We start from the raw sequence: 22,805 nt of genomic DNA, 5'->3' as shown, positions 1-22,805 counted from the left end.
GTCAGCGCCGTATTGTATCCAGTTGATGTTCGCGCCAGCGGCCGGGCGTGACGCCGCTGATGCGCGCGACGGCCCTGGTCATATGCGCCTGGTCGGTGAAATGCAGGCGATGCGCGATGGCGGCGAGCGGCTCTGGGCTCGTCCGGACCGCGGCGAGAGCGGCGCGGGCGCGGATGTCGGCGCGATAGGCCTTCGGCGTGCAGCCATAAGCGGTGCGGAAACCCCGGCTCAACGTCTCGGCACGCACGCCGTGCGTCTCTGCCCAATCGCGGAGTGCGAAGGGCGCGAATGTCCGAAGGTCGTGGGCGAGCAGATCGGGCCAATCGTTTGCGGCAACGGGCGTGATCGCAAAATCCTGGGCGAGCAGGGCGGCGGCATCGACGGCGTCGCGGCTGGCGACCCGCACCAGCGCCTCGGGATCGCGCACCCGTCCGCGGACATGCGGCGTGCGGGCCAGCGCGGGCGGCAGGTCGAGGATCAGCACCCGCGCGCCGCGCGCCTCGACCCGGTCCAGATGCGATTCGAAGGCATGATGGATCAATGCATCGCCCGGCCCGACGTCGAAACGCCCTTCGTCGCCGGCTTCCTGATACCCGCCTTCGAGGATGATCGCGACATAAGCCGTATCGTGGCAATGACGGCCCCTGAGTTCATTCGGTGCATGGGCCAGCAGGCCCAAAGGCGCATCAGCAAAGGCAGGGGCGGAAGAAGGAGATGCGACCATTGTCCCAGTCTTATCGTCCGGCATAACGGAGGTCATCCCCGAACAGACCGGCGCCCGGAAGATTCGTCGGCGCGGAGTGGCCTGCTTCACCCCCTCCGGCTTGACCGTCGGCCGTTGCCCGATAGGGACGAAGTGAGTGTAAAATTAACCGACAGTTGAGACCTCCACGCTAGGGTCGGCACCCGAAAGGGCCAGGTTTTTTCGATGTTCCGTCTGTTCAAACATTATGTGCCGCACGCCGTGGTCTGGCTGGCGCTCGTCGAGTTCATCGCGCTGCTCGGTTCGGCGGAGGCGGCCTGGCATATCTATGCCCATCTTTCCGGTTTCGACGCCGGGACGTTCGCGGCGCGCTGGGCGCGGATCGCGACCTTTGCGCTGTCCAATTCGCTCGCGATGATGGCGACCGGAATGTACGGCAGCGAGGCGCTGCGATCGATGAAATTCGCAACCGCGCGCCTGCTCGCCGCGATCTCGCTCGGTGTGATCTTCATCTCGGTCGTCGGCTTTCTGCTGCCCTCCGCGACATTGTGGCGCGTCAACAGCCTGTATGCGATGGGGCTGGCGATCGCGGCGCTGTTCGTGATCCGGCTGGCGCTGACCCAGGTTGCGGGCGCCGAAGCGTTCAAGCGGCGCATCCTGGTGCTCGGCGCGGGCAAGCGTGCGGCGCGGCTGAAGGCGCTCGCCGACGCGCCGGGCAGCGGGCTCGCCGTCGCGGGGTTCGTCGCCATGTCGGGCAGCGAACGCGCTGTGCCGGGCGCCGTCGCGCGCGAGGCGATTCCCAGCCTGTCGGATCATGCCGTCGCGCTCGGCGCGGGCGAGGTGGTGCTGGCGATGGAGGAACGCCGCGGCGCGCTGCCGCTGGCCGACCTGCTGCGCGTCAAGACGACCGGGGTGCATGTCAACGACATCGCGAGCTTCATCGAGCGCGAGACGGGGCGCGTCGATCTGGCGACGACCAACCCCAGCGCGCTGATCTTTTCGGATGGCTTTTCGGCAGGGCAGCGCATCTCGCGCGTCGGCAAGCGATTGTTCGACATCGTCGCGAGCCTGCTGGTGCTCGTCGTCGGATTGCCGCTGATCCTGATCGGCGGGCTAGCGGTGCTGTGCGACAGCCGCGGCCCGATCTTCTATCGCCAGTCGCGCGTCGGCCTGTATGGCGAACCCTATGACATCGTGAAGATCCGCTCGATGCGCACCGATGCCGAGGCGGCGGGCAAGGCGGTGTGGGCGAGCGAGAACGACCCGCGCATCACCCGCGTCGGCCATGTCATCCGCAAGCTTCGCATCGACGAGCTGCCGCAGCTCTGGTGCGTCCTGAAGGGCGAAATGAGCATCGTCGGCCCGCGCCCCGAACGGCCGAGCTTCGTCGAGGAACTGACTCGCGAGTTGCCCTATTATGCCGAGCGGCACATGGTGAAGCCCGGGCTGACCGGCTGGGCGCAGATCAATTACCCTTATGGCGCGTCGATCGAGGATGCCCGGGTGAAGCTGGAATATGATCTTTATTACGCCAAGAATTATTCGCCCTTCCTCGACCTGCTGATCCTGCTCCAGACGGTGCGCGTCGTGCTGTGGCCCGAGGGCGCGCGCTGACGGTGGCGACGCTCGGCGCCCTGTCGCAGCTTTTGTCGGCGCTGGCGTTCGCGGGTTTCGGCGGCGTCGCGTTGTGGCTGCTGTCGCGGCCGCGCGCGCGCATGGCGGCGCTGATGCCGTCGCCGCGCTGGCTGATCGTCGCCGCAATCGCGAGCGCCATCTGGTGCGCGGCGCTCTATCGTTTCGCACCCGGATCGTCAGAGGCGATGGTGGCGCGGTCGCTGCGCGATCTGGCGATGCTCGGCTGGCTGGGCGCGACCTTCTGGCCGGCGCGGGCGCCGATGCCGGGGCCGCCGCGCCTGATCCTGCGCCTGCTCGTCACCATTTGCACGATCGCACTGGCCGGCGGAATCGCGGCGCATGTGCAGAGCGCGACAGCCGGCGTGTGGCTGAGCCCGGCCCTGGGCGTATCGGGGATGATCGTCGCGATCGGCGGGTTGCTGATCATCGACGGCGCCGCGCGCCGCGCGAGCGCGGGGCTGCGGATGCCGGTAATGGCGGTCGCGGGCGGCTTTGCGATGCTCTGGGCCTATGAGCTGAACGTCCAGCTCATCGGCGCACTGACCGGCAAGCCCGCGTCGACGCTGATCCACCTGATCCCCGCGGTCGCGCTGATGATCGTGCCAACCTTCGTGCTTGCGGCGATGGACATCGGGCGCGAGCGCATCCGCCTGTCGCGTAGCGTCGCGACGCGGACGCTGGTCCTGCTCGGTGCCGCGGCCTATCTGATCCTGATCGGGCTCGCCGGTGCGGTCGCGCGGCTGGTCGGCGGCGACTATGGCGAGCTGGCGCAGGGCGTTTTCCTGATCGTCGCGCTCGGCGCGGGCGGGCTGCTGCTGCTGTCGGCGCGGACGCGCGCGTGGCTGGCGGTGATGATCTCGAAACATTTCTTCGAGCATCGCTATGATTACCGCGCCGAATGGATGCGTTTCACCGCGACGCTGGCGCAGGGCGCCAAGGAGGACGGGAGCGAGGACGACCGCAACCTGCACCGCCGCGTCGCGAAGGCGCTCGCGGAGCTGACCGGCAGTCCCGGCGCGCTGCTGTTGCTGCCCGACGCGCAAGGGGCGTTCCGCGTCGCCGAACAATGGCATTGGCCTGCGGGGCTGGAGGAAGGCGCGACGCTGCCGCTGCGATCGAGCTTCATGTTGCAGGAAAGCCGGCATATCGTCGACCTCGACGCCGAACGCCGCGGGGCCGCGCCCGATGGCGAGGGCCTGGCGATTCCCGGCTGGCTGCTCGCCGACACGCGCGCCTGGGTCGTGGTGCCGGTGCTGCATTTCCAGCGGATGATCGCGGTGGCGGTGCTGCACCGCCCGCCGGTATCGCGCCCGCTCGATTGGGAGGATCTCGACGTGCTGCGCATCGCGGGGCAGCAGGCGGCGAGCTACCTTGCCGAATCGCAGAGCCTGGAGGCGCTGTCGGAGGCGAAGCGCTTCGACGAGTTCAACCGCCGCTTCGCCTTCATCATGCACGACATCAAGAATCTGGCGAGCCAGCTTTCGCTGCTCGCGCGCAACGCCGAGCGCCATGCCGACAAGCCCGAATTTCGCGCCGATATGATCGGGACGCTGAAGATTTCGGCGGGGCGATTGTCCGACCTGCTCGTCCGCCTGTCGCCGCGCGAACGGCGCGCGGTGGAGGCGGGACGGGCGCTGGTCGAGCCGCTGCTGCGCGACGTCGCGGCCGAGATGCGGCCGCGCCGTGCGCTGTTCGTCGGCTGTCAGGCGGGGCTCGCGGCGTGGGGCGATGCGGCGTCGATCCGCCAGATCGTCCAGCATCTGGCCGCCAATGCGATCGACGCCTCGCCCGCCGGCACGCCGGTGCAGGTCGTCGCGGTCGCCCAGCAGGGCCGCGCGCGGATCGACGTGATCGACCAGGGTGCCGGAATGACGCGCGCCTTCATCCGCGACGAATTGTTCAAGCCCTTCGTATCGACCAAGGACGGCGGCTTCGGGCTGGGCGCGTTCGAGGCGCTGGGGCTCGCGCAGGCGATGGGCGGATCGATCGAGGTCGCGAGCGAGCCGGGGAAGGGCAGCGATTTCACGCTGTGGCTGCCGCTCGCCGACACGCGCGAGGACGCCGGAACAGGGGAGCCCATAGGGAAAGTGGCCTAGGATGACGGACGCGGGGACCAAAGAGACATTGCTGATCGTCGAGGACGACCCGGGGCTGCAGGCGCAGCTCAAATGGGCCTATGACGATTATCGCGTGCTGATCGCGGGCGATCATGACAGCGCGATCGAATTGCTGCGCGCCGAGGAACCGGCGGTGGTGACGCTCGACCTTGGCCTGCCGCCCGATCCCGACGGCACGCGCGAGGGGTTTCGCGTGCTCCAGGCGATATTGGCGAACAAGCCCGATACCAAGGTCATCGTCGTGTCGGGGCATGGCGAACGCGCGAGCGCGCTCGCGGCGATCGCGAGCGGCGCATGGGATTTCTATCAGAAGCCGATCGACATCGAGGAACTGGGCCTGATCGTCCGCCGCGCCTTTCATGTGCGCGAGCTCGAGGTTGAGAATGCCCGGCTCGCGAGCCAGGGGGCGGGCGACCATCGCGTGCTCGGCGGAATGATCACTGGCGCGCCCGAAATGGTGAAGGTCGCGCGGACGATCGAGCGGGTCGCGGGCCTCGACGTGTCGGTGATGCTGCTCGGTGCGAGCGGCACCGGCAAGGAATTGCTGGCGCGCGGGCTGCACGAGGCGAGCGGGCGGCGCGACGGTGCTTTCGTCGCAATCAACTGCGCCGCCATCCCCGAGAATCTGCTCGAAAGCGAATTGTTCGGGCATGAAAAGGGGGCGTTCACCGGCGCGGTGAAGACGACCGAGGGCAAGATCGAACTGGCGCACGGCGGCACATTGTTCCTCGACGAGGTCGGCGACATTCCGCTGCCGCTTCAAGTCAAGCTGCTGCGTTTCCTGCAGGAGCGGACGATCGAGCGGATCGGCGGGCGCAAGGCGATCGCGGTCGATACGCGCATCGTCTGCGCGACCCACCGCGACCTCGACGCGATGATCGCCGAGGGCAGTTTTCGCGACGACCTTTACTACCGGCTCGCCGAGATGGTGGTGAAGATCCCGGCGCTTGCCGAGCGGCCGGGCGATGCGGTGCTGCTCGCGCGCCATTTCCTCCATCAATATGCGCCCGCGATGAATCCCTCGGTCCGCGGCTTCGCGCTCGATGCGCTGCAGGCGATCGACGAGGGGCGCTGGCCGGGCAATGTCCGCGAGCTGGAGAATCGCATCAAGCGCGCGGTGATCATGGCCGACGGCAAGCTGGTGATGCGCGAGGACCTCGACCTTTCGGGGAACGAAGGTGACAGCGACGAAAGCTGGCTGAACCTGCGCGCCGCGCGCGAGGCGGCCGACCGCGTCGCGATCCGCCGCGCGATGATGCAGAGCGAAGGCAATATTTCCTCGGCGGCCAAGCTGCTCGGGATCAGCCGCCCGACGCTCTATGACCTGCTCAAGCAATATCGGATGCAGGCCTGAATGGTGCGGGTCCGGCCCTGGCTGGTTGCGTTGATCGCGGCGGCGGCCTTGGCCGGCTGCGGCGGCGCGCGCCCTGACGGGCCGCGCCAGCAATGGCTGGAACGCCGCGCCGAATTGCAGCGCGCGGTCGCCGGCGATCCGGCCGCGATCCGGCCGCGCGTCGAACTGGCGCGCGCGCAACTGCGGCTGAGCGATGGCCTGGGTGCCGAGGCGTCGGTCAAGGCGGCGCTCGCGGCGGGAGCGAACGGCGATTATCTGCGCCCGCTGCTCGCGCGGGCCTATGCCTTGCAGGGCGACGGCAAACGCGCGCTTGCCGCGCTCGATTCCGGGCCGATCGCGCCCGAGATGATCGGCGAAGCGGCGTGGGTCGCGGGCGACGTCCACCTCGCCGACGGCGATCTGGGTGCGGCGCGCGACGCCTATGACCGGGCGGTGCGCGAACGGCCGCGCGATTCGGCGCTGTGGGTCGATATCGCGCGCTTTCGCGACGCCAACGCCGATGCACAGGGCGCGCACGACGCGGTCGATTTCGCGATCGAACTCGATGGCCGGAATAGCGCGGCGCTGGCGTACAAGGCCAATCTGGTGCGCACGCAGGGCGGACTCAACGCTTCGCTCGACTGGTATGAAAAGGCGCTCGCCGCCGATCCCGACAATGAAGATGCGCTGATCGATCAGGCGGCGACGCTGGGTGATCTGGGCCGCTACAAGGACATGCTCGCGGCGCTGCGCCATGCCGCGACGCTCGTCCCGCGCGACCCCCGGCTTTATTACCTCCAGGCCGTTCTCGCCGCGCGCGCGGAGCGCTATGCGCTCGCGCGCAGCCTGCTTCAGCGCACGCGCGGCGAACTCGACGATCAGCCCGGGGTCATGCTGCTCAGCGCGGTCGTCGAACTCGAACTGGGGGGCCAGGCGGTGGCGGTGAACTGGGCCGAGCGGCTGCTGGCCGAACAGCCGCATAATGTCACGGCCCGCCGCATCCTGGCCGCCGCCAATTGGGCCGACGGCGACGCCGATGCCGCCGCCGAGGCGCTGGCGCCGCTGGTCGATCGCGCGGATGCCGACAGCTGGTCGCTGCTTCTGGCGGCGCGCGTGGCGTCGGAACTGGGGCGCAAGGGCGAAGCGGCCGCCGATATCGCACGCGCGGCGGCGCTGGCGCCCGGCGATGCGGAGCCGTTCGCGACGAACGACAGCTATGGGCTGGTCGCGGCGGCGGGCAATGCCGCGCCGCTCGACCCCGCCGCGGCGATTCCGGCGATTTCGGCTGATATGACGGCGGGCAATTTCGCCAGCGCGATCGCCCGGGCGACGCGGCTGCGCGATGCGAACCGCGGGGTCGCCGACGCGCATATCCTGCTCGGTGACGCGGCGCTCGCGGGCGGACGTTTCGGGCTGGCGGTCGAATCCTATCGCGCCGCGCAGGCGCTCGATGCGGGCGAGCGCACGACGCTGCGGCTCGCCAACGCGCTGTTCCGCGCCGGCGACCCCGCCGGATCGGGCGCCGCGATCCTGCGGCTGCGCAACAGCCAGCCGTCGAGCATCGCCGCCGACCGGCTGGCGGGGCATCTGGCGATGGACCTTCAGCATTGGGATCAGGCCGCCGCGCATTTCGAACGGGTGCGGCGCCGTGTCGGCAATCGCGATGTCGTGATCCTGCGCGATCTGGCGCGCGCCTATGCCGCTGAGGGCGACCGCGATCGCGCCTTGCCGCTGATCGCCACGGCGTATCGATTGCAGCCGCTGAACGGTGAGATCATGCTCTTCTATGCCGATCTGCTCGAACGGCGGGGTGAGCGGCAGGCAGCGCAGGATTTGCGCGACAAGGCGGCGCAGATCGGGCGGTAGGCGGGGTGCGAGGCCAGCGGAGGCAAAACCCCCTCTCAACTTCGGCTAGGCAGCAAGCTGCCAAGCCTTCGTATCTCTCCCTCAAGGGGAGAGAATATGATCCTTACCTATTCCCGCGTTATCGGTCGAAAGCCGAAGTCCTACAACCGTACCATCCGCATCCCCATCTCGCCATAGCGCGGGCCGCTCGTCCCGCCCACCGGCGCGGCGGCTTCGATCGCGGCGAGGTCGGCGGCGGTCAGGGTGACGTCGGCCGCTCCGACGCTGTCCTCCATCGTCGCGCGGCGCTTGGTGCCGGGGATCGGCACGATGTCGTCCCCCTGCGCGAGCAGCCAGGCGAGCGCGACCTGCGCGTTCGACACGCCATGCTTCGCCGCGACCCCGGCAATCGCATCGACGATCGCGAGGTTGGCGGGAAAATTCTCCTCGGAATAGCGTGGATCGTTGCGGCGCCAGTCATTCTCGGGCAGCTCGTCGCGGCTGCGCACGGCGCCCGCGAGAAAGCCGCGGCCGAGCGGCGAATAGGGGACGAAGCCGATGCTATATTCGCGGCAGACGGGCAGGATTTCGGCCTCGACGTCGCGCTCCCAGATCGAATATTCGCTCTGCAAGGCGGCGATCGGCGCAGCCTTGGCGGCGCGGCGCAGCGTTTCGGGACCGGCTTCGGACAGCGCGATGTGGCGGACCTTGCCTTCGCTGACGAGCTCCATCATCGCGCCGACCGTGTCCTCGATCGGCACCGAGGGATCGACGCGGTGCTGGTAGAAGAGGTCGATCGTGTCGATGCCGAGCCGCCGGAGCGAACCTTCGCAGGCGCGCCGCGCATTTTCGGGCGAGCCGTCGACCCCGACGATCTGCTTGCCGTCGAATTTGAAGCCGAATTTGGTGGCGATGACGAGCCCCTCGCGCTTGCCGCGGATCGCTTCGCCGAGCAGTTCCTCGTTGCTGAACGGGCCATAGATTTCGGCGGTGTCGAAGAAAGTGACGCCGAGGTCGATCGCGCGGTGGATCGTCCGCGTCGCCTCGTCCATGTCGGCGGCCTCGCCATAGAGGATGTTGCCGCCCTTGATCATCGGCATACAGCCGACGCCGATGGCGGACACGGTGAGGCCCTGGCCGAGCTTGCGATATTTCATGGCGTTTCTCCTCTGCTGTCGCTGTCGACTCCGTCGGCGGCGAATTTGGTGGCGGCGACGTCGGCGATAACATTGCCGATCGTGCGGAAGATGTCCGGAAAAGTCTCGACCGCGACGAGCAGCCCCAGCGGTGCGACGGGCACCCCCATCGCAATCGCGATCGGCGCGATCGAGGTGACGAAGCTGATCGATCCGGGCAGGCTGACCGAAGAGAGCGCGGCGGCCAGCGCGACCGCGAGGCCGACTGCCATCTCCCACGGCGTCAGCTCGACCCCGAACAGCCAGGCGACATAGACGACGACCGCGAGGTTCATCGCCGGGCTGGTGAAGCGGAACAGCGCGACCGCCAGCGGCAGCACGACATCGGCTTTCTTGGGATCGACGCCGAGATCCTCGGTCGCGCGCAGCATCGCGGGCAGGCTGGCGAGCGAGCTTTGCGTGCTGAGCGCCACCGCGAAGGTCGGCACCATCGCGCGGAGGAAGCGTGGCAGGGGAATGCGCGCGGCGAGCACGGCGAGCAACAGGCCGAGCAGGATCGTCGCGGCGCCGATCGCCGAGAGCATCAGGACATAATGGAGCAGCCCGCCGAAGGCCGAGACCCCGGCCTTGACCGCAAGCGCATAGCCCAGGGCAAAGACGCCGATCGGCGCGAGCGCGAGAACCCAGCCGATGACGACGAGCATCGCGTCGCCGAGCGCCTTGAACAGGCCCGACAGGATCGCGCGCTCGGCCGCGCCGACGCGCGTGATTGCAAAGGCGAAGATGGCGGTAAAGACGATCAGCGGCAGGATCGCGGTATCGGCGGCGGCGGCGATCGGGTTCGTCGGGATGAGCGACAGCAGGAAGTCGGCGAAGCTCGGCGAGGCGGTCCCCTCGACCGAACCGCCGAGCCCGTGGCGGAGCCCGTTTGCCGCCGCCGCCGACAACGGAAACAGCCGCAGCAGAAGCGGCAGGACGAGCAGCGTCATCATCCCGACGATCAGGTTGGCGCCGATGAAGGTCGCGACGGCGCGCGCCGCCAGCTTGCCCGCGCGCGCGGCGTCGGCGGTGGCGGTGATGCCGGTGACGAGCAGCGCGACGACGAGCGGCACGATCGTCATCTTGAGCGCGTTCAGCCACAAAGTGCCGATCGGCTCGACAAAGGGCAGCGAAGCGGTGCCGGTGTCGGGGGACGCCATCTCGATCCCGATCCCCAGCAACATGCCGGCGACCAGCGCCGAAAGGATAATCCATGCCGATTTCAAGTTCAAATCCCCCAAAGGAAGAGAGCCCAGCTTGCCAAGCAAAAACGGGTGACCTAGGGCCTCCCTATGTGCCGGGGTCGGCTCTTGTCCTGCGACCCGGATTAAGTAGCAGAGGTGCCATGCGCAAGTTTTTCGGAACCGACGGGATTCGCGGACTGACCAACCGGGTCCCGATGACCGCCGAGGTCGCGATGCGCGTCGGCATGGCGGCGGGCGCGCATTTTCTGCGCGGCACCCACAAGCACCGCGTCGTGATCGGCAAGGACACCCGCCTGTCGGGCTATATGCTCGAAAATGCGCTGGTCGCGGGCTTCACCAGCGTCGGCATGGACGTGGTCCAGGTCGGACCGATGCCGACCCCGGCGGTCGCGATGCTGACGCGGTCGATGCGCGCCGACCTGGGCGTGATGATCTCGGCCAGCCACAATCCCTATGCCGACAACGGCATCAAATTATTCGGCCCCGACGGCTATAAATTGTCCGACGAGGATGAGGCGCAGATCGAGCAGCGGCTGACCGAGGAGCCGCGGCTGGCCGACCCGGCGCTGATCGGGCGCGCCAAACGCATCGAGGACGCGCGCGGCCGCTATATCCACGCCGTCAAGCTGAGCCTGCCCGAATCGGTCCGGCTCGACGGGCTCAAGATCGTGCTCGATTGCGCCAACGGCGCCGCCTATAACAGCGCGCCGACGGTGTTCTGGGAATTGGGCGCCGATGTGATCGCGGTCGGGGTCACCCCGAACGGCATCAACATCAACGACCGCTGCGGCTCGACCGCGCCCGGCCTGCTGCAGGAAACCGTGGTCGCGAGCGGCGCCGACATCGGCATCGCGCTCGACGGCGATGCCGACCGGCTGATCGTCGTCGATGAAAAAGGCGCGATCGTCGACGGCGACCAGATCATGGGGCTGATCGGCGCGAGTTGGGCGCGGCAGGGACTGTTGAAAGGCGGCGGGGTCGTCGCGACGGTGATGTCGAACCTGGGGCTCGAACGCTTTCTGGAGGGCGAGGGGCTGCGGCTCGAACGCACCAAGGTCGGCGACCGCTATGTCCTCGAACGGATGAAAAGCGGCGGCTTCAACGTCGGCGGCGAACAGTCGGGGCATATGATCCTGTCGGACCATGCGACGACCGGCGACGGCACGCTTGCGGCGTTGCAGGTGCTCGCCGAACTGGTCCGCTCGGAAAAGCCCGCAAGCGAGCTTTTGCATCAGTTCGATCCGGTGCCGCAGCTTTTGAAGAATGTCCGCTTCGCGGGCGGCAAGCCGCTCGAGAATGGCGATGTCCAGGCGGCGATCGCCGAAGGCGAAGCGGCGCTGAACGGCCGCGGCCGCCTCGTCATCCGGGCGTCGGGCACCGAACCCGTGATCCGGGTGATGGCCGAGGGCGACGATGCCGGACAGGTCGAACAGGTGGTCGACATGATCTGCGACGCGGTGCGCGTCGCGGCGGCGAATTGAATAGCTCTTTCGATACGAACGATTTGAAGGAAATTTGGAATGCTTGAAATGCGACCCGATTGCGAACGCTGCGGCCGCGATCTGCCCGCCGATATCCACGGCGCGTTTATCTGCTCGTTCGAATGCACCTTCTGCGCGACCTGCGCCGACAAGCTCGACGAGCGTTGCCCCAATTGCGGCGGCGACCTGCTCGACCGGCCGCTGCGCGAAGGCGCGGCGCTCGCCAAATTCCCGGCTTCGACGGAGCGAAAGTTCAAGCGTTGACCGCACGCATTCTCATCATCGCCGGTTCCGACAGCGGCGGCGGTGCGGGCATCCAGGCCGATATCAAGACGGTGACGATGCTCGGCGGCCATGCGATGACCGCGATCACCGCGATCACCGCGCAGAATACGCTGGGCGTGCAGGGTGTCCATCCGGTCCCGGCCGAGATGGTGCTCGCGCAGATCGACAGCGTCGCGTCGGACATCGGCGTCGATGCGGTGAAGATCGGCATGATCGGCAGCGCGGAGACCGCGGCGGCGGTCGCCGAACGGCTGACGCGGCCCGATCTGGCCGAGGCCGCGGTGGTGTTCGATCCGGTGATGATCGCGACGAGCGGATCGGTGCTTGCCGATGCCGCGACGATCGCGGCGTTTCGCGCGCTGCTGAATCGCGCGATGGTCGCGACGCCGAACCTGCCCGAGCTCGAAGCGCTCGGCGGCGAGGAGGCGGTGCTCGCGCATGGCTGCTCGCTGCTGGTGAAGGGCGGCCATGCCGAGGGCGAAACGGTGATCGACCGGCTCTTCGAGACGGGCGAGGGCGAAGTCGCGCGCTGGGAGGCGCCGCGCATCGACACGCCGCACAGCCACGGCACCGGCTGCACGCTGGCGAGCGCGATCGCGACCGGGCTGGCGCAGGGGATGCCGCTTGAACCCGCGATTGCCCGCGCGCGCGATTTCGTGCGGCTGTCTCTGCTCGACGCGCCGGGGCTGGGGAGCGGGCATGGCCCGATGGGACAGCAGGCGGTGCGCAACGACGGACTGTTCACCGGACCGGCGCTCAACCAGATCACGCTGCCGGCGAACGATTATGCGGCGTCGGTCGCTTTCTACAGGCAACTCGGCCTGACGCAGATCGTCGACAGCCCTGAAAATGGATACGCAAGGTTCGAGGCCGCGAATGGCGTGACCCTGTCGATTCATGTCGGCGATGGCGCGGTGGGCGGCACGACGACCTATCTGGAAAGCGGCGCCCTCGACGCCTGGGTTGCCTATCTCGCGCGGCGCGGGGTGCCGTTCGAGCAGATGCCCAAGGACGAGCAATGGGGCTGGCGCGAGGCGCGGCTGATCGACCCCGCCGGCAATCGGTTATGCCTGTATCAGGCAGGCGAATATCGGAGGTATCCGCCGTGGCGGATCTGAAAGCCCCTCCCCTTCAGGGGAGGGGTTGGGGTGGGGGCCATCGGCCTTGCGCCATCCCGACAGCCCCCACCCCCAGCCCCTCCCCTAAAGGGGAGGGGGGACCGTGCTGATCGTTGGCGTCGACGAAGCCGGGCGCGGGCCGCTTGCGGGGCCTGTCGTCGCGGCGGCGGTGCTGCTGTGCGAGGGCGGCATCGACGGGCTCGACGACAGCAAGAAACTCACCGCGAAACGCCGCGGCGAGCTGGAGGTCCTGATCAAGGCGCGCTGCCGCTGGGGCGTCGGCGAGGCGAGCGTTGCGGAGATCGACCGCATCAACATATTGCAGGCGACCTTCCTCGCGATGACGCGCGCGGTCGAGGCGCTGGGCTTCGACCCGCACGAGGTGCTGGTCGACGGCAACCGCCTGCCCAAATGGCGCTACAGCGCGCGCGCGATCGTCGGCGGCGACGCGCTCCATCCGTGCATTTCGGCGGCGAGCATCATCGCCAAGGAGCATCACGACCGCTTCATGGTCGCCGCGGCGCGCGACTATCCGGGCTTTGGCTGGGACCGGAATATGGGCTATGGCACGCCCGAACATATGACGGCGCTGCGCAAGCATGGGCCGACGCCGCACCACCGCGCGAGCTTTGCGCCGGTCGCGCAGCTCATGCTGATCTGACGGACGGGAGAGGGCGATGCGCAGCGGATTCACGGCCGATGACGTTGCGACCCAGACCGGACGGCGCTTCCTGATCACCGGCGCCAACGCCGGGATCGGTTTCGAGGTGGCAAAGCTGCTGGCGGCGCGCGGCGCGCATGTCGTGCTTGCCTGCCGCGACGCGGGCCGCGCAGAGGCGGCGATGGATCGCATCGGCGCCGATACGCCCGCCGCCGACCTGTCGTTCCAGCCGCTCGACCTCGCCGATCTCGATCAGGTGAAGGAGGCCGCGCAGGCGGTGCTGGCAGGGCCGCGCATCGATGGGCTGATCAACAACGCCGGGGTGATGATCCCGCCGCGGACGCTGACCAAGCAGGGGTATGAGCTGCAATTCGGAGTCAATCACCTCGGCACCTTTGCCTTCACCGGGCTGATTCACGGCCATGTCGACGACCGCATCGTCGTCACCGCCAGCCTCGCGCACAAGGGCGGTGCGATGGATTACAGCGACCTCGGCGCACAGCGCAGCTATCATCACTGGCAGCGCTACCAGACAAGCAAGCTCGCGAACCTGCTGTTCATGTTCGAGCTCGACCGGCGGCTCAGCGCCGCGGGCCGGGCGACGCAGGCGATCGGCTGTCATCCGGGCGTCGCGCTGACCGAGCTCACGCGGCACCTGCCGTTCCCGCTGCGCGGCATGACGCCGCTCGCGACGCCCTTCTTCAACAGCGCCGCGCAGGGCGCCTGGCCGACCTTGCAGGCGGCGACCGGCGCGAATGTGCAGGGCGGGGATTATCTGGGGCCGCAGGGGCTGGGCGAAATATCGGGGCGTTCGGGCCCGGCGCGCGCCAGCGGCAAGGCGCGCGACCCGAAGCCGGCGCGCGAACTGTGGGATCGCTCGATCGACCTTACCGGCGTCGATCCGGGGCTGTGAAAGGGACGCGGGGGATGGCGCAGCATGTGATGGACGAGGGGCCGCTGCACGATGCCGCCGGGCATCTGATCGACCCCGGCTATGCGACGCGCGAGTTGCGCCGCTATGACCGCGCGGCGATCGCCGCCGATCCGGCGCGGATCAAGGAATGGGATTATTATTGCGTGCTCGATGCTGATTTCGGGCTCGCGCTGACCGTCGCCGACAATGGCTATGTCGGCTTTCTCGGCGTGTCGTGGATGGATTTGCGGGGGGCGCGCTTCGTCAATCACGGCGCGCTGGTCGCCGAGCCGATGGGAGGCATGGCGCTGCCGCCGAGCGCCGATCGCGGTGATATCGTTCAGGCGCGGGACGGGCTCGAACTCGCTTTCCGGCACGAGCCCGGCGGACGGCGGCTGACCGTCCATGCACCGGGCTTCGACGAGGGCCGCGGGCTGTCGGGCGAGATCTGGCTCGATCAGCCGGCGATGGACCGGATGGTGATCGCAACGCCTTTCGCCGACGATCCGCACGCTTTCTACTACAACCAGAAGATCAACTGCATGGCAGCGCAAGGGCGTGTGAAGATCGGGACGGAGGCGCATGATTTCGTGCCGGAAACGGCCTTTGCGGTGCTCGACTGGGGGCGCGGCGTCTGGACCTATGACAATGTCTGGTATTGGGGATCGGCGTCGGGGCTGGTCGACGGACGCCGGTTCGGTTTCAATATCGGCTACGGTTTTGGCGACACGTCGGCGGCGAGCGAGAATATGCTGTTCGTCGACGGACGCGCGCACAAGCTCGATCAGGTGACCTTCCATATGCCCGATGGCGTGCCCGACGGCGCGCCGTGGCGCTTCACGAGCAACGACGGCCGCTTCGAGATGGATTTTGCGCCCGCGGTCAATCGCTGGGCGAAGGTCGATGCGGGGATGGTCCAGACCGAGCAGGATCAGGTCTTCGGTTATTTCTCCGGCCGGGCGATCCTCGACGACGGCACCGCGTTGACGGTGCGGGGCCTGCCGGGCTTTGCCGAGAAGGTCGCGAACCGCTGGTAGCCATCGCTGCGCGAAATTTTTTCCGTGAGTGAGTCCCGATCGTCACACCACCAGTGGTTGAGTCCCCGAGTCGCAACAGACTCCATATGTCGTGGCAGACTCCTTTCGTTCTCCTCCGCTTAACCATTTGGACACGCGGAATCCCTAGAGTCCCGGGCTTGACGGCGGACTCCGCCGGACTCATCAAGGCCTTCTTTGCAATGGAAACAGGGGCAAGCGGCATGGGTGTGATGGAACGGGTCAAGGCCCCGGCGGCGAAGCAGCGGGCACCAAAGGCGGTCCCGGCCGACCTGCCGCTCGACAGCATCCTGCAGGGCGACTGCATCGCGATGATGCGCAGCTTACCCGCCGCGTCGATCGACATGATCTTCGCCGATCCGCCCTATAATCTGCAACTCGGCGGCGACCTGCATCGCCCCGACGGCAGCCAGGTCGATGCGGTCGACGACGAATGGGACAAGTTCGACAGCCTCGCGACCTATGACCGCTTCACCCATGCGTGGCTGAAGGAAGCGAAGCGCATCCTGAAACCCGGCGGCAGCATCTGGGTCATCGGCAGCTATCACAATATCTTCCGCGTCGGTGCTGCCTTGCAGGATCAAGGCTATTGGATCCTCAATGACATCGTCTGGCGCAAGGCGAACCCGATGCCCAATTTCAAGGGCACACGCTTCACCAACGCGCACGAAACCTTGATCTGGGCGTCGATGGGCGAGAAGGCGCGCTACACCTTCAACTATCGCGCGATGAAGACGCTCAACGACGAATTGCAGATGCGCAGCGACTGGCTGATCCCGATCTGCGGCGGGCAGGAACGGCTGAAGAAGGGCGGACATAAGGTCCACCCGACGCAGAAGCCCGAGGCCTTGCTCTATCGCATCCTGCTCGCCTGCTCGAACCCCGGTGACGTGATCCTCGACCCCTTTTTCGGCACCGGCACCACCGGCGCAGTCGCGAAACGCCTCGGCCGCCATTTCATCGGCATCGAGCGCGAGGATGACTATATCGCGGCGGCGAAAGAGCGCATCGAAATGGCGCTGCCGCTCGACGAAAGCACGGTGAAGACGATGATGGCGCCGAAAGCCGCGACGCGCGTCGCTTTCGGGACGCTGGTGGAAGGCGGAATGATCGCGCCGGGATCGGTGCTGACCGACGCCAAACGCCGCTGGAAAGCGGTGGTGCGCGTCGACGGTTCGCTCGATTGCGCGGGGCAGGACGCGGGATCGATCCACAAGGTTGGCGCCGGCGTGCAGGGCGCGCCGAGCTGCAACGGCTGGACCTTCTGGCACATCGACGACGGCAAGCAATTGCGGGTGATCGACGCGGTGCGGCAGGACTGGCTGCTCGCGAACGAGGCGTAGGGATATTCGATAGGGTTGAATAAAAGAGCCGTGTGCTCCCGCGAAGGCGGGAGCCCATCTCCGGCCGGTGCAAGATGGAGCCGACCGGAGATGGGTCCCCGCCTTCGCGGGGACACGCGGTTTTAAGTTCGGCGGAGGGGTAAGGAAAACAGATGTTCCAACCTTTGACCAGGCCCGACCTTGGAACGACGTGGGAAGACGCGCGCGTCTACCTCCGCCCGGCCTGCTTCGTCGATCGGCCGCACGAGCTGGACGATGCCTGCCTGCGCCTTGCCGATACGATGATCTGGTTCGCGGCGTGGCACGTCAGCCTGCGCGACGACGGCAGCGTCAAATCGGCGATCGTTCCGGTGCCCGAACTCGACGCGTGGATCGCGGCGATGCCCGACCGGCTGGCCGCGACCGCAACGGCGCAGCGCGCCGCGGTGGCGCGTCCGCGCGGCAATCTTCAACTCGACGAGCGCATCGTGCGGCTGGGCGAGCCGCAGCTCATGGGCATAATCAACGCCACCCCCGACAGCTTCTCGGACGGCGGCAAGCATGTCGATACCGCCGCGGCGATCGACGCCGGTTTCTCCATGGCGTCGGCGGGTGCGGCGATCGTCGACGTCGGCGGCGAATCGACCCGGCCGGGCGCGCCGCTGGTCTGGGAAGGCGACGAGATTCAGCGCATCGAGGGTGTCGTTTCGGCGCTCGCGAAGGGCGGCGTCGCGGTGTCGATCGACACGCGCAAGGCCGCGGTGATGGAAGCGGCGCTCGCCGCGGGCGCGACGATCGTCAACGACATCTCGGCGCTGCGGTACGACGAGCGCGCGATGGAGGTCGTCGCCAGGGCCGGCTGCCCGGTCGTGCTGATGCACGCCCCCTCCGCAAAGAGCGATCCGCACGAGGGCGGAACCTATGCGCACCCCGTTTTCGACGTCTACGACCTGCTCGCCGAGCGCGTCGCGACCTGCAAGGCGGCGGGGATCGATCCGGCGAAGATCATCGTCGATCCGGGCATCGGCTTCGGCAAGGGGGTCGGCGACAATCTGGCGCTGGTGAACGCGCTGGCGCTGTTCCATACGCTCGGCTGCCCGCTGCTGTTCGGCGCGAGCCGCAAGCGGATGATCGGCGCGCTCGATAATGAGGCGCCCGCCGACGCGCGGCTGGGCGGCAGCGTGGCGCTGCATTATCAGGCGGCGACGCAGGGCACGCAGTTGTTGCGGGTGCATGATGTGGCGGAAAACCGACAGGCGCTGCGCGTGTGGCGCGGGCTCAGGGATGCGGCGCTGACGGGGTGATTCCCGTTCCAAATCCAAAAACCAGCGCGTCCCCGCGAAGGCGGGGACCCATCTCCGATCCGTGCTACAGGGCGCCGCCAGAAGATGGACCCCCGCCTTCGCGGGGGAACGGCATGATTTATCGGCAATGACGCGGGCTCACGCCGCCGTATCGATCCCCAGATCGCTCAGCTTGCGATACAAGGTCGAGCGGCCGATCCCCAGCCGCCGGGCGACTTCGCTCATGCGGCCGCGGTAATGGCCGATGGCGAGGCGGATGACGTCGGCTTCGATCTCTTCCAGCGGGCGCAGATTGCCGTCGGGAAGGTAAAGGGTGATGCCGATCGCTTCGCCGTTGATCGCGACATCGCCTTCGCCCCCCGGCGTGCCGCCGCCGAGCGCAGCCTCGATCGCCTTGAAATCGGCGCTGGTGAGGACGTCGGTCTTGCTCGACGTCGCGGCGCGGAACAGTACGTCCTGAAGCTGGCGGACATTGCCCGGCCAGGCATAGGCGGCGAGCAGGCGCAGCGCGTCGTCGGTGACGCCGATCGGCCCCATGCCGGGCAGGCCGCCGATGCGCGCGAGCAGGTGGCGCGCGAGCGGGCCGACATCGCCGCGGCGTTCGGAGAGCGAGGGCAAAGTGAATTGCGCGGTCGACAGCGCGTAGAAGAGGTCTTCGCGGAAATGTCCCGCCTCGATCAGCTTGTCGAGCGGGCTCGCGCTCGTCGCGATGATGCGGACATCGACGCTCTGGCGGATCGAGCCGCCGATCATCTGGACCTCGCCGCTGTTCAGAAATTCGACGAGCTTCGCCTGCGTTTCCAGCGGGATGCATTCGACATGGTCGATGATGATGCTGCCGCCGTCGGCTTGCACCAGTCGCCCGACCTGACGGTCGAAGGCGCCGGGGAAGGCGCCGCGCTCGTGGCCGAACAGCCCCGATCCGATCAGCCCCGGCGACACCGCCGAGCAGTCGACCATGACGAGCTGGCCGCGGGCGCGCGGGGATGCGCTGTGGATCGCGCGGGCGAAGACTTCCTTGCCGGTGCCGGGCTTGCCGTTGATCATCACTGGCACGCGGGCGCGCGCGGCCTTGGCGGCGATGGCGAGAGCGCTGCGGAAATTGGGGCTCGACCCGATGATCTCCTCGAACGCCAGCGGCGCGCGGAGCTTCTCGGTGAGCGGGCGAAGCTCGCCCTGCGGGCCGTTCGGCGCGACGATGCGGTCGAGCGCGCCGAGCAACCGGTCGGGGGCGATCGGCTTTTGCACGAAATCGCTCGCGCCCGCGCGCATCGACGCGACCGCGATCTCGACCCCGTTGCGCATCGTGATGACGATCAGCGGCAGCGCGGGGCGCCAGCGGCGCAGTTCGGCGACAAACTCGGCGATCGGCATCCCGGGCGTGCCCTGATCGACGAGCACCGCGTCGAGCGCCATACCCTCCTGCGTGCCGAGCTTGGCGAGTGCGGTGTCGGTATCGCCCGCGACGACGCTCCGCCAGCCGCCGCGCGAGACCAGGGCCGACAGAAAGCGCTGCTGGGCAGGCTCGCTATCGACGATCATCACCATTCGCGTGTCGCGCGCATTCGCCATCGTTCTGATTCTGCCCCCTTTTGGCGACATTTGCCATGCCGGATTCCGCGTTCGCGTCCAGATGTAGCCGCAAGGGGTAAAAGGGGCATTAAGGCCGTTCGGCTTTTGCCGCGCGCCGATTTGGACAAAGCGCCCTTGAGCATCGCGGGCGGCGTGGCTAAGACCGGCGCGATATTCCGATTCTGGGCGCGCGGGCGCGTGCCTTTCGGGCAGAAAGGCAAAGGGGACAGGTCATGGCAGAGCAGGAAATGAAGGCAGCGAACGAAACCTATGCGGGTTTCCTGAGCCTGTTCAAGGTCGGCGCGATCGCCAGCGCGGTCGCGGCGGTCATCGTCGTCCTTCTGATCTCCTGACCGGCCTGACATGCGCATTGCTGTCCTGAAGGAGCTCGCCGCTGGCGAGACTCGCGTCGCCGCGACTCCCGAAACCGTGAAGAAATTCATCGGGCTGGGCGCCGAACTCGCCGTCGAGAAAGGGGCAGGGGAAACCGCCTCGATCGCCGACGCCGACTATGCCGCCGCGGGCGCATCGGTCGGCAGCCGCGCCGAAGTGCTCAAGGGTGCGAACATCATCCTCGCGGTTCAGGGGCCCGATCCCGCGGGGCTGAAGGGCTTTGCCGACGGCGCCTGGCTCGCCGCCGGGCTCAGCCCGTTCGGGGAGCGTGCGCGGGTTGATGAATATGCCAAGCTCGGCCTCGAAGCGCTGGCGATGGAATTCATGCCGCGCATCACGCGCGCGCAGTCGATGGACATCCTCTCCAGCCAGTCGAACCTCGCGGGCTACAAGGCGGTGCTGATGGCGGCGAACGCCTATGGCCGCGCTTTTCCGATGATGATGACTGCGGCGGGCACGGTCAGCGCCGCCAAGGCGTTCGTCATGGGAGTCGGTGTCGCGGGTCTGCAGGCGATCGCGACCGCGCGCCGCCTCGGCGCGCAGGTCAGCGCGACCGACGTGCGCGCGGCGACCAAGGAACAGATATTGTCGCTCGGCGCGAAGCCGATCTTCGTCGAGACGGTCGCGGGGATCGAGGGCGAAGGCACGGGCGGCTATGCCACCGAAATGTCCGACGAATATAAGGCGGCGCAGGCCGAGCTCGTGTCGTCGCATATCGCCAAGCAGGACATCGTCATCACCACCGCGCTGATCCCCGGGCGCCCCGCGCCGCGACTGATCAGCGACGCGCAGCTTGCGACGATGCGCAGCGGCAGCGTGATCGTCGACATGGCGGCCGAAAGCGGCGGCAATGTCGAAGGATCGGTGTCGGGCGAAGCGAAGAAGATTCACGGCGTCACCGTGATCGGCGCCAAAAATATCGCCGCGCTGATGCCCGCCGACACGAGCGCGCTGTTCAGCCGCAACCTGTTCAACTTCCTCTCGGCCTTCTGGGACAAGGAGCAGGGCAAGCCCGTCCTCGACGAGGAAATCGGCAATGCGGTGCGCCTGACGCAGGGCGGCAAGGTCGTCAACGAACGGCTGCTCGCCTGATCGGCGGCTAGCGGGAGATACGCAATGGACTTCATTTCCATCTTTTCGATTTTTCTTCTGGCCTGCTTCGTCGGCTATTTCGTCGTCTGGTCGGTGACCCCGGCGCTGCACACGCCGCTGATGAGCGTCACCAACGCGATCTCGTCGGTGATCATCGTCGGCGCGCTGATCGCCAGCGCGGCGGCGGGATCGGCCTCGTCGAAATGGCTGGGCCTCGCCGCGGTGGTGATGGCGAGCATCAACATCTTCGGCGGCTTCGCGGTCACCGAGCGGATGCTGGCGATGTACAAGAAGAAGGAGCGCTGAGGCGCTGCGATCCATGGATTTGACGGGTCGTGGACGGATGGCCCGACGGGGGAATTAGCATGCACGAAGTAGCACCGATCAATCCCTGGGTGGCACTGGCCTATCTGGCCTCGGGCATCCTCTTCATCCTCGCGCTGCGCGGGCTGTCGAGCCCGGCGTCGTCGCGGCGCGGCAATCGTTTCGGCATGATCGGCATGACGATCGCGGTCGTCACCACGCTGCTCACCCATGTTCCGCGCGGCGCCGGCGGCGCGCTCGATACGGTCGCGATCGCCGAAGTGCTCGGCGCGATCGGCATCGGCGCCGTCATCGGCCTCGTCACGGCGCGGCGCATCGCGATGACCGCGATGCCGCAACTCGTCGCGGCCTTCCATAGCCTCGTCGGCCTGGCCGCGGTCGCGGTGGCGGCGGCGGCCTATCTCAACCCCGGCGCCTTTGGTATCGCCGACGCGGCGGGGCAGATTTTCACCGTCAGCCGCATCGAAATGGGGCTCGGCATCGCGATCGGTGCGATCACCTTTTCGGGGAGCGTCATCGCCTTCCTCAAGCTCAACGGCAATATGTCGGGTTCGCCGATCATGCTGCCGGGGCGCCACGTCATCAATCTCGCGACGCTCGCCGCGATCATCGGGCTCGTCGCCTATTTCACGCAGGACCAGTCGCCGTGGGTGTTCTGGACGGTCACGGCGCTCAGCTTCGCGATCGGCTTCCTGCTGATCATTCCGATCGGCGGCGCCGACATGCCGGTGGTCGTGTCGATGCTCAACAGCTATTCGGGCTGGGCTGCGGCGGCGATGGGCTTCACGCTGCATAATACCGCGATGATCATCACCGGCGCGCTCGTCGGCTCGTCGGGCGCGATCCTGTCCTACATCATGTGCCGCGCGATGAACCGCAGCTTCATCAGTGTGATCGCCGGCGGCTTCGGCGCCGATTCCAGCGCGGCGGCCGGCGGAAGCAAGGAACAGCGCCCGTGGAAACCGGGCAGCGCCGACGATGCCGCTTTCCTGATGAGCCAGGCGGAGAATGTCATCATCGTCCCCGGATACGGCATGGCGGTCGCGCAGGCGCAGCACGCGCTGCGCGAAATGGCCGACGTGCTCAAGAAGGAAGGCGTCAACGTCAAATATGCGATCCACCCGGTCGCGGGCCGCATGCCCGGCCATATGAACGTGCTGCTCGCCGAGGCGAACGTCCCCTATGACGAGGTGTTCGAGCTGGAGGATATCAACGGCGAGTTCGCGCAGGCCGACGTCGCCTTCGTGATCGGCGCCAACGACGTGACCAACC

General features: G+C 67.6%; 20 protein-coding genes. 16 read left to right on the top strand and 4 right to left on the bottom strand.

Annotated elements, in window-relative coordinates:
* Window position 1 precedes the first annotated feature (1 nt).
* Window positions 2-679: a helix-turn-helix domain-containing protein gene (locus tag OJI97_RS09400; RefSeq protein WP_297662912.1), complete on the bottom strand. Its 678-nt coding sequence runs from the start codon at window positions 677-679 to the stop codon at window positions 2-4.
* 249 nt (window positions 680-928) lie between these two features.
* Between OJI97_RS09400 and OJI97_RS09395 the strand changes: the two genes are divergently transcribed.
* Genes OJI97_RS09395 through OJI97_RS09380 form a run of 4 tightly spaced genes read left to right on the top strand, consistent with a single transcriptional unit; the run spans window position 929 to window position 7,654 of the window.
* Entirely contained in the window at window positions 929-2,317 is a 1,389-nt protein-coding gene (locus OJI97_RS09395) for a TIGR03013 family XrtA/PEP-CTERM system glycosyltransferase (RefSeq protein WP_297662909.1), read from the top strand.
* The gene (prsK, locus tag OJI97_RS09390) at window positions 2,296-4,434 is read left to right on the top strand and encodes an XrtA/PEP-CTERM system histidine kinase PrsK (protein WP_297662907.1); all 2,139 of its coding nucleotides are present in this window, start codon (window positions 2,296-2,298) and stop codon (window positions 4,432-4,434) included. The genes OJI97_RS09395 and prsK overlap by 22 nt, the downstream gene beginning before the upstream one ends.
* A 1-nt stretch (window position 4,435) precedes the next feature.
* Window positions 4,436-5,809, top strand: coding sequence for a PEP-CTERM-box response regulator transcription factor (gene prsR / locus OJI97_RS09385; RefSeq protein ID WP_297662905.1), 1,374 nt, complete (start codon window positions 4,436-4,438; stop codon window positions 5,807-5,809).
* Window positions 5,810-7,654 (top strand): tetratricopeptide repeat protein, encoded by a 1,845-nt coding sequence (locus OJI97_RS09380; protein ID WP_297662903.1) that lies wholly within the window; start codon window positions 5,810-5,812, stop codon window positions 7,652-7,654. It begins immediately after the preceding gene.
* Window positions 7,655-7,794: 140 nt separating this feature from the next.
* Here OJI97_RS09380 and OJI97_RS09375 read toward each other — a convergent pair whose 3' ends face one another.
* Both OJI97_RS09375 and OJI97_RS09370 read right to left on the bottom strand, forming a co-directional pair.
* The gene (locus OJI97_RS09375; protein WP_297662901.1) at window positions 7,795-8,790 is read right to left on the bottom strand and encodes an aldo/keto reductase; all 996 of its coding nucleotides are present in this window, start codon (window positions 8,788-8,790) and stop codon (window positions 7,795-7,797) included.
* Window positions 8,787-10,034 (bottom strand): cation:dicarboxylase symporter family transporter, encoded by a 1,248-nt coding sequence (locus OJI97_RS09370; RefSeq protein WP_297662899.1) that lies wholly within the window; start codon window positions 10,032-10,034, stop codon window positions 8,787-8,789. The genes OJI97_RS09375 and OJI97_RS09370 overlap by 4 nt, the downstream gene beginning before the upstream one ends.
* 119 nt (window positions 10,035-10,153) lie before the next feature.
* On the opposite strand from OJI97_RS09370, the gene glmM reads away from it, so the two are divergent.
* The 8 genes from glmM to folP all read left to right on the top strand — a co-directional run bounded on the left by glmM (window position 10,154) and on the right by folP (window position 18,152).
* A complete protein-coding gene (glmM, locus tag OJI97_RS09365; protein ID WP_297662897.1) occupies window positions 10,154-11,494 on the top strand; it encodes a phosphoglucosamine mutase in 1,341 nt (446 codons plus the stop codon).
* A 39-nt stretch (window positions 11,495-11,533) separates the two neighbouring features.
* Window positions 11,534-11,758: a DUF1272 domain-containing protein gene (locus tag OJI97_RS09360; protein WP_003051183.1), complete on the top strand. Its 225-nt coding sequence runs from the start codon at window positions 11,534-11,536 to the stop codon at window positions 11,756-11,758.
* Window positions 11,755-12,897 carry a bifunctional hydroxymethylpyrimidine kinase/phosphomethylpyrimidine kinase gene (thiD, locus tag OJI97_RS09355; protein ID WP_297662892.1) on the top strand — a complete coding sequence of 381 codons (1,143 nt, stop codon included), beginning with the start codon at window positions 11,755-11,757 and terminating at the stop codon, window positions 12,895-12,897. Before OJI97_RS09360 ends, thiD begins: the two co-directional genes overlap by 4 nt.
* Before the next feature lie 103 nt (window positions 12,898-13,000).
* Entirely contained in the window at window positions 13,001-13,558 is a 558-nt protein-coding gene (locus OJI97_RS09350) for a ribonuclease HII (protein ID WP_297662890.1), read from the top strand.
* Window positions 13,559-13,574: 16 nt separating this feature from the next.
* Window positions 13,575-14,471 carry an oxidoreductase gene (locus tag OJI97_RS09345; protein WP_297662889.1) on the top strand — a complete coding sequence of 299 codons (897 nt, stop codon included), beginning with the start codon at window positions 13,575-13,577 and terminating at the stop codon, window positions 14,469-14,471.
* A gap of 14 nt (window positions 14,472-14,485) precedes the next feature.
* Entirely contained in the window at window positions 14,486-15,508 is a 1,023-nt protein-coding gene (locus OJI97_RS09340; RefSeq protein WP_297662887.1) for a DUF2804 domain-containing protein, read from the top strand.
* 221 nt (window positions 15,509-15,729) lie between these two features.
* The gene (locus OJI97_RS09335) at window positions 15,730-16,869 is read left to right on the top strand and encodes a site-specific DNA-methyltransferase (protein WP_297662885.1); all 1,140 of its coding nucleotides are present in this window, start codon (window positions 15,730-15,732) and stop codon (window positions 16,867-16,869) included.
* A gap of 152 nt (window positions 16,870-17,021) precedes the next feature.
* Window positions 17,022-18,152 carry a dihydropteroate synthase gene (folP, locus tag OJI97_RS09330; RefSeq protein WP_297662883.1) on the top strand — a complete coding sequence of 377 codons (1,131 nt, stop codon included), beginning with the start codon at window positions 17,022-17,024 and terminating at the stop codon, window positions 18,150-18,152.
* A gap of 138 nt (window positions 18,153-18,290) precedes the next feature.
* Here the strand turns inward: folP and OJI97_RS09325 are convergent, their stop codons facing one another.
* Window positions 18,291-19,724, bottom strand: a complete 1,434-nt coding sequence (locus OJI97_RS09325) for a sigma-54 dependent transcriptional regulator (RefSeq protein WP_297662881.1) — start codon at window positions 19,722-19,724, stop codon at window positions 18,291-18,293.
* Between the two features lie 233 nt (window positions 19,725-19,957).
* On the opposite strand from OJI97_RS09325, the gene OJI97_RS09320 reads away from it, so the two are divergent.
* The 4 genes from OJI97_RS09320 to OJI97_RS09305 all read left to right on the top strand — a co-directional run.
* Window positions 19,958-20,077, top strand: coding sequence for an aa3-type cytochrome c oxidase subunit IV (locus tag OJI97_RS09320; protein WP_297662879.1), 120 nt, complete (start codon window positions 19,958-19,960; stop codon window positions 20,075-20,077).
* Window positions 20,078-20,087: 10 nt separating this feature from the next.
* Window positions 20,088-21,209: an NAD(P) transhydrogenase subunit alpha gene (locus OJI97_RS09315; protein ID WP_297662877.1), complete on the top strand. Its 1,122-nt coding sequence runs from the start codon at window positions 20,088-20,090 to the stop codon at window positions 21,207-21,209.
* Between the two features lie 24 nt (window positions 21,210-21,233).
* On the top strand, window positions 21,234-21,515 hold the full coding sequence (locus OJI97_RS09310) for a proton-translocating transhydrogenase family protein (protein WP_257550601.1): 282 nt from the start codon (window positions 21,234-21,236) through the stop codon (window positions 21,513-21,515).
* A 59-nt stretch (window positions 21,516-21,574) separates the two neighbouring features.
* The coding region (locus OJI97_RS09305) for an NAD(P)(+) transhydrogenase (Re/Si-specific) subunit beta (protein WP_297662874.1) at window positions 21,575-22,805 on the top strand (1,231 nt) is incomplete at its 3' end.

This window comes from Sphingopyxis sp., assembly GCF_025869345.1.
Taxonomy (GTDB): domain Bacteria; phylum Pseudomonadota; class Alphaproteobacteria; order Sphingomonadales; family Sphingomonadaceae; genus Sphingopyxis.
Note: the sequence above shows the minus strand (reverse complement) of the source record. Positions and strands in the feature narration are given on the sequence as shown.

Coding starts and splice junctions, on each gene's coding strand:
- OJI97_RS09395 (WP_297662909.1), top strand. CDS start 929: ATGTTCCGTCTGTTCAAACATTATGTGCCGCACGCCGTGGTCTGGCTG.
- prsR (WP_297662905.1), top strand. CDS start 4,436: ATGACGGACGCGGGGACCAAAGAGACATTGCTGATCGTCGAGGACGAC.
- OJI97_RS09380 (WP_297662903.1), top strand. CDS start 5,810: ATGGTGCGGGTCCGGCCCTGGCTGGTTGCGTTGATCGCGGCGGCGGCC.
- OJI97_RS09375 (WP_297662901.1), bottom strand. CDS start 8,790: ATGAAATATCGCAAGCTCGGCCAGGGCCTCACCGTGTCCGCCATCGGC.
- glmM (WP_297662897.1), top strand. CDS start 10,154: ATGCGCAAGTTTTTCGGAACCGACGGGATTCGCGGACTGACCAACCGG.
- OJI97_RS09360 (WP_003051183.1), top strand. CDS start 11,534: ATGCTTGAAATGCGACCCGATTGCGAACGCTGCGGCCGCGATCTGCCC.
- OJI97_RS09345 (WP_297662889.1), top strand. CDS start 13,575: ATGCGCAGCGGATTCACGGCCGATGACGTTGCGACCCAGACCGGACGG.
- OJI97_RS09340 (WP_297662887.1), top strand. CDS start 14,486: ATGGCGCAGCATGTGATGGACGAGGGGCCGCTGCACGATGCCGCCGGG.
- OJI97_RS09335 (WP_297662885.1), top strand. CDS start 15,730: ATGGGTGTGATGGAACGGGTCAAGGCCCCGGCGGCGAAGCAGCGGGCA.
- folP (WP_297662883.1), top strand. CDS start 17,022: ATGTTCCAACCTTTGACCAGGCCCGACCTTGGAACGACGTGGGAAGAC.
- OJI97_RS09325 (WP_297662881.1), bottom strand. CDS start 19,724: ATGGCGAATGCGCGCGACACGCGAATGGTGATGATCGTCGATAGCGAG.
- OJI97_RS09320 (WP_297662879.1), top strand. CDS start 19,958: ATGGCAGAGCAGGAAATGAAGGCAGCGAACGAAACCTATGCGGGTTTC.
- OJI97_RS09315 (WP_297662877.1), top strand. CDS start 20,088: ATGCGCATTGCTGTCCTGAAGGAGCTCGCCGCTGGCGAGACTCGCGTC.
- OJI97_RS09310 (WP_257550601.1), top strand. CDS start 21,234: ATGGACTTCATTTCCATCTTTTCGATTTTTCTTCTGGCCTGCTTCGTC.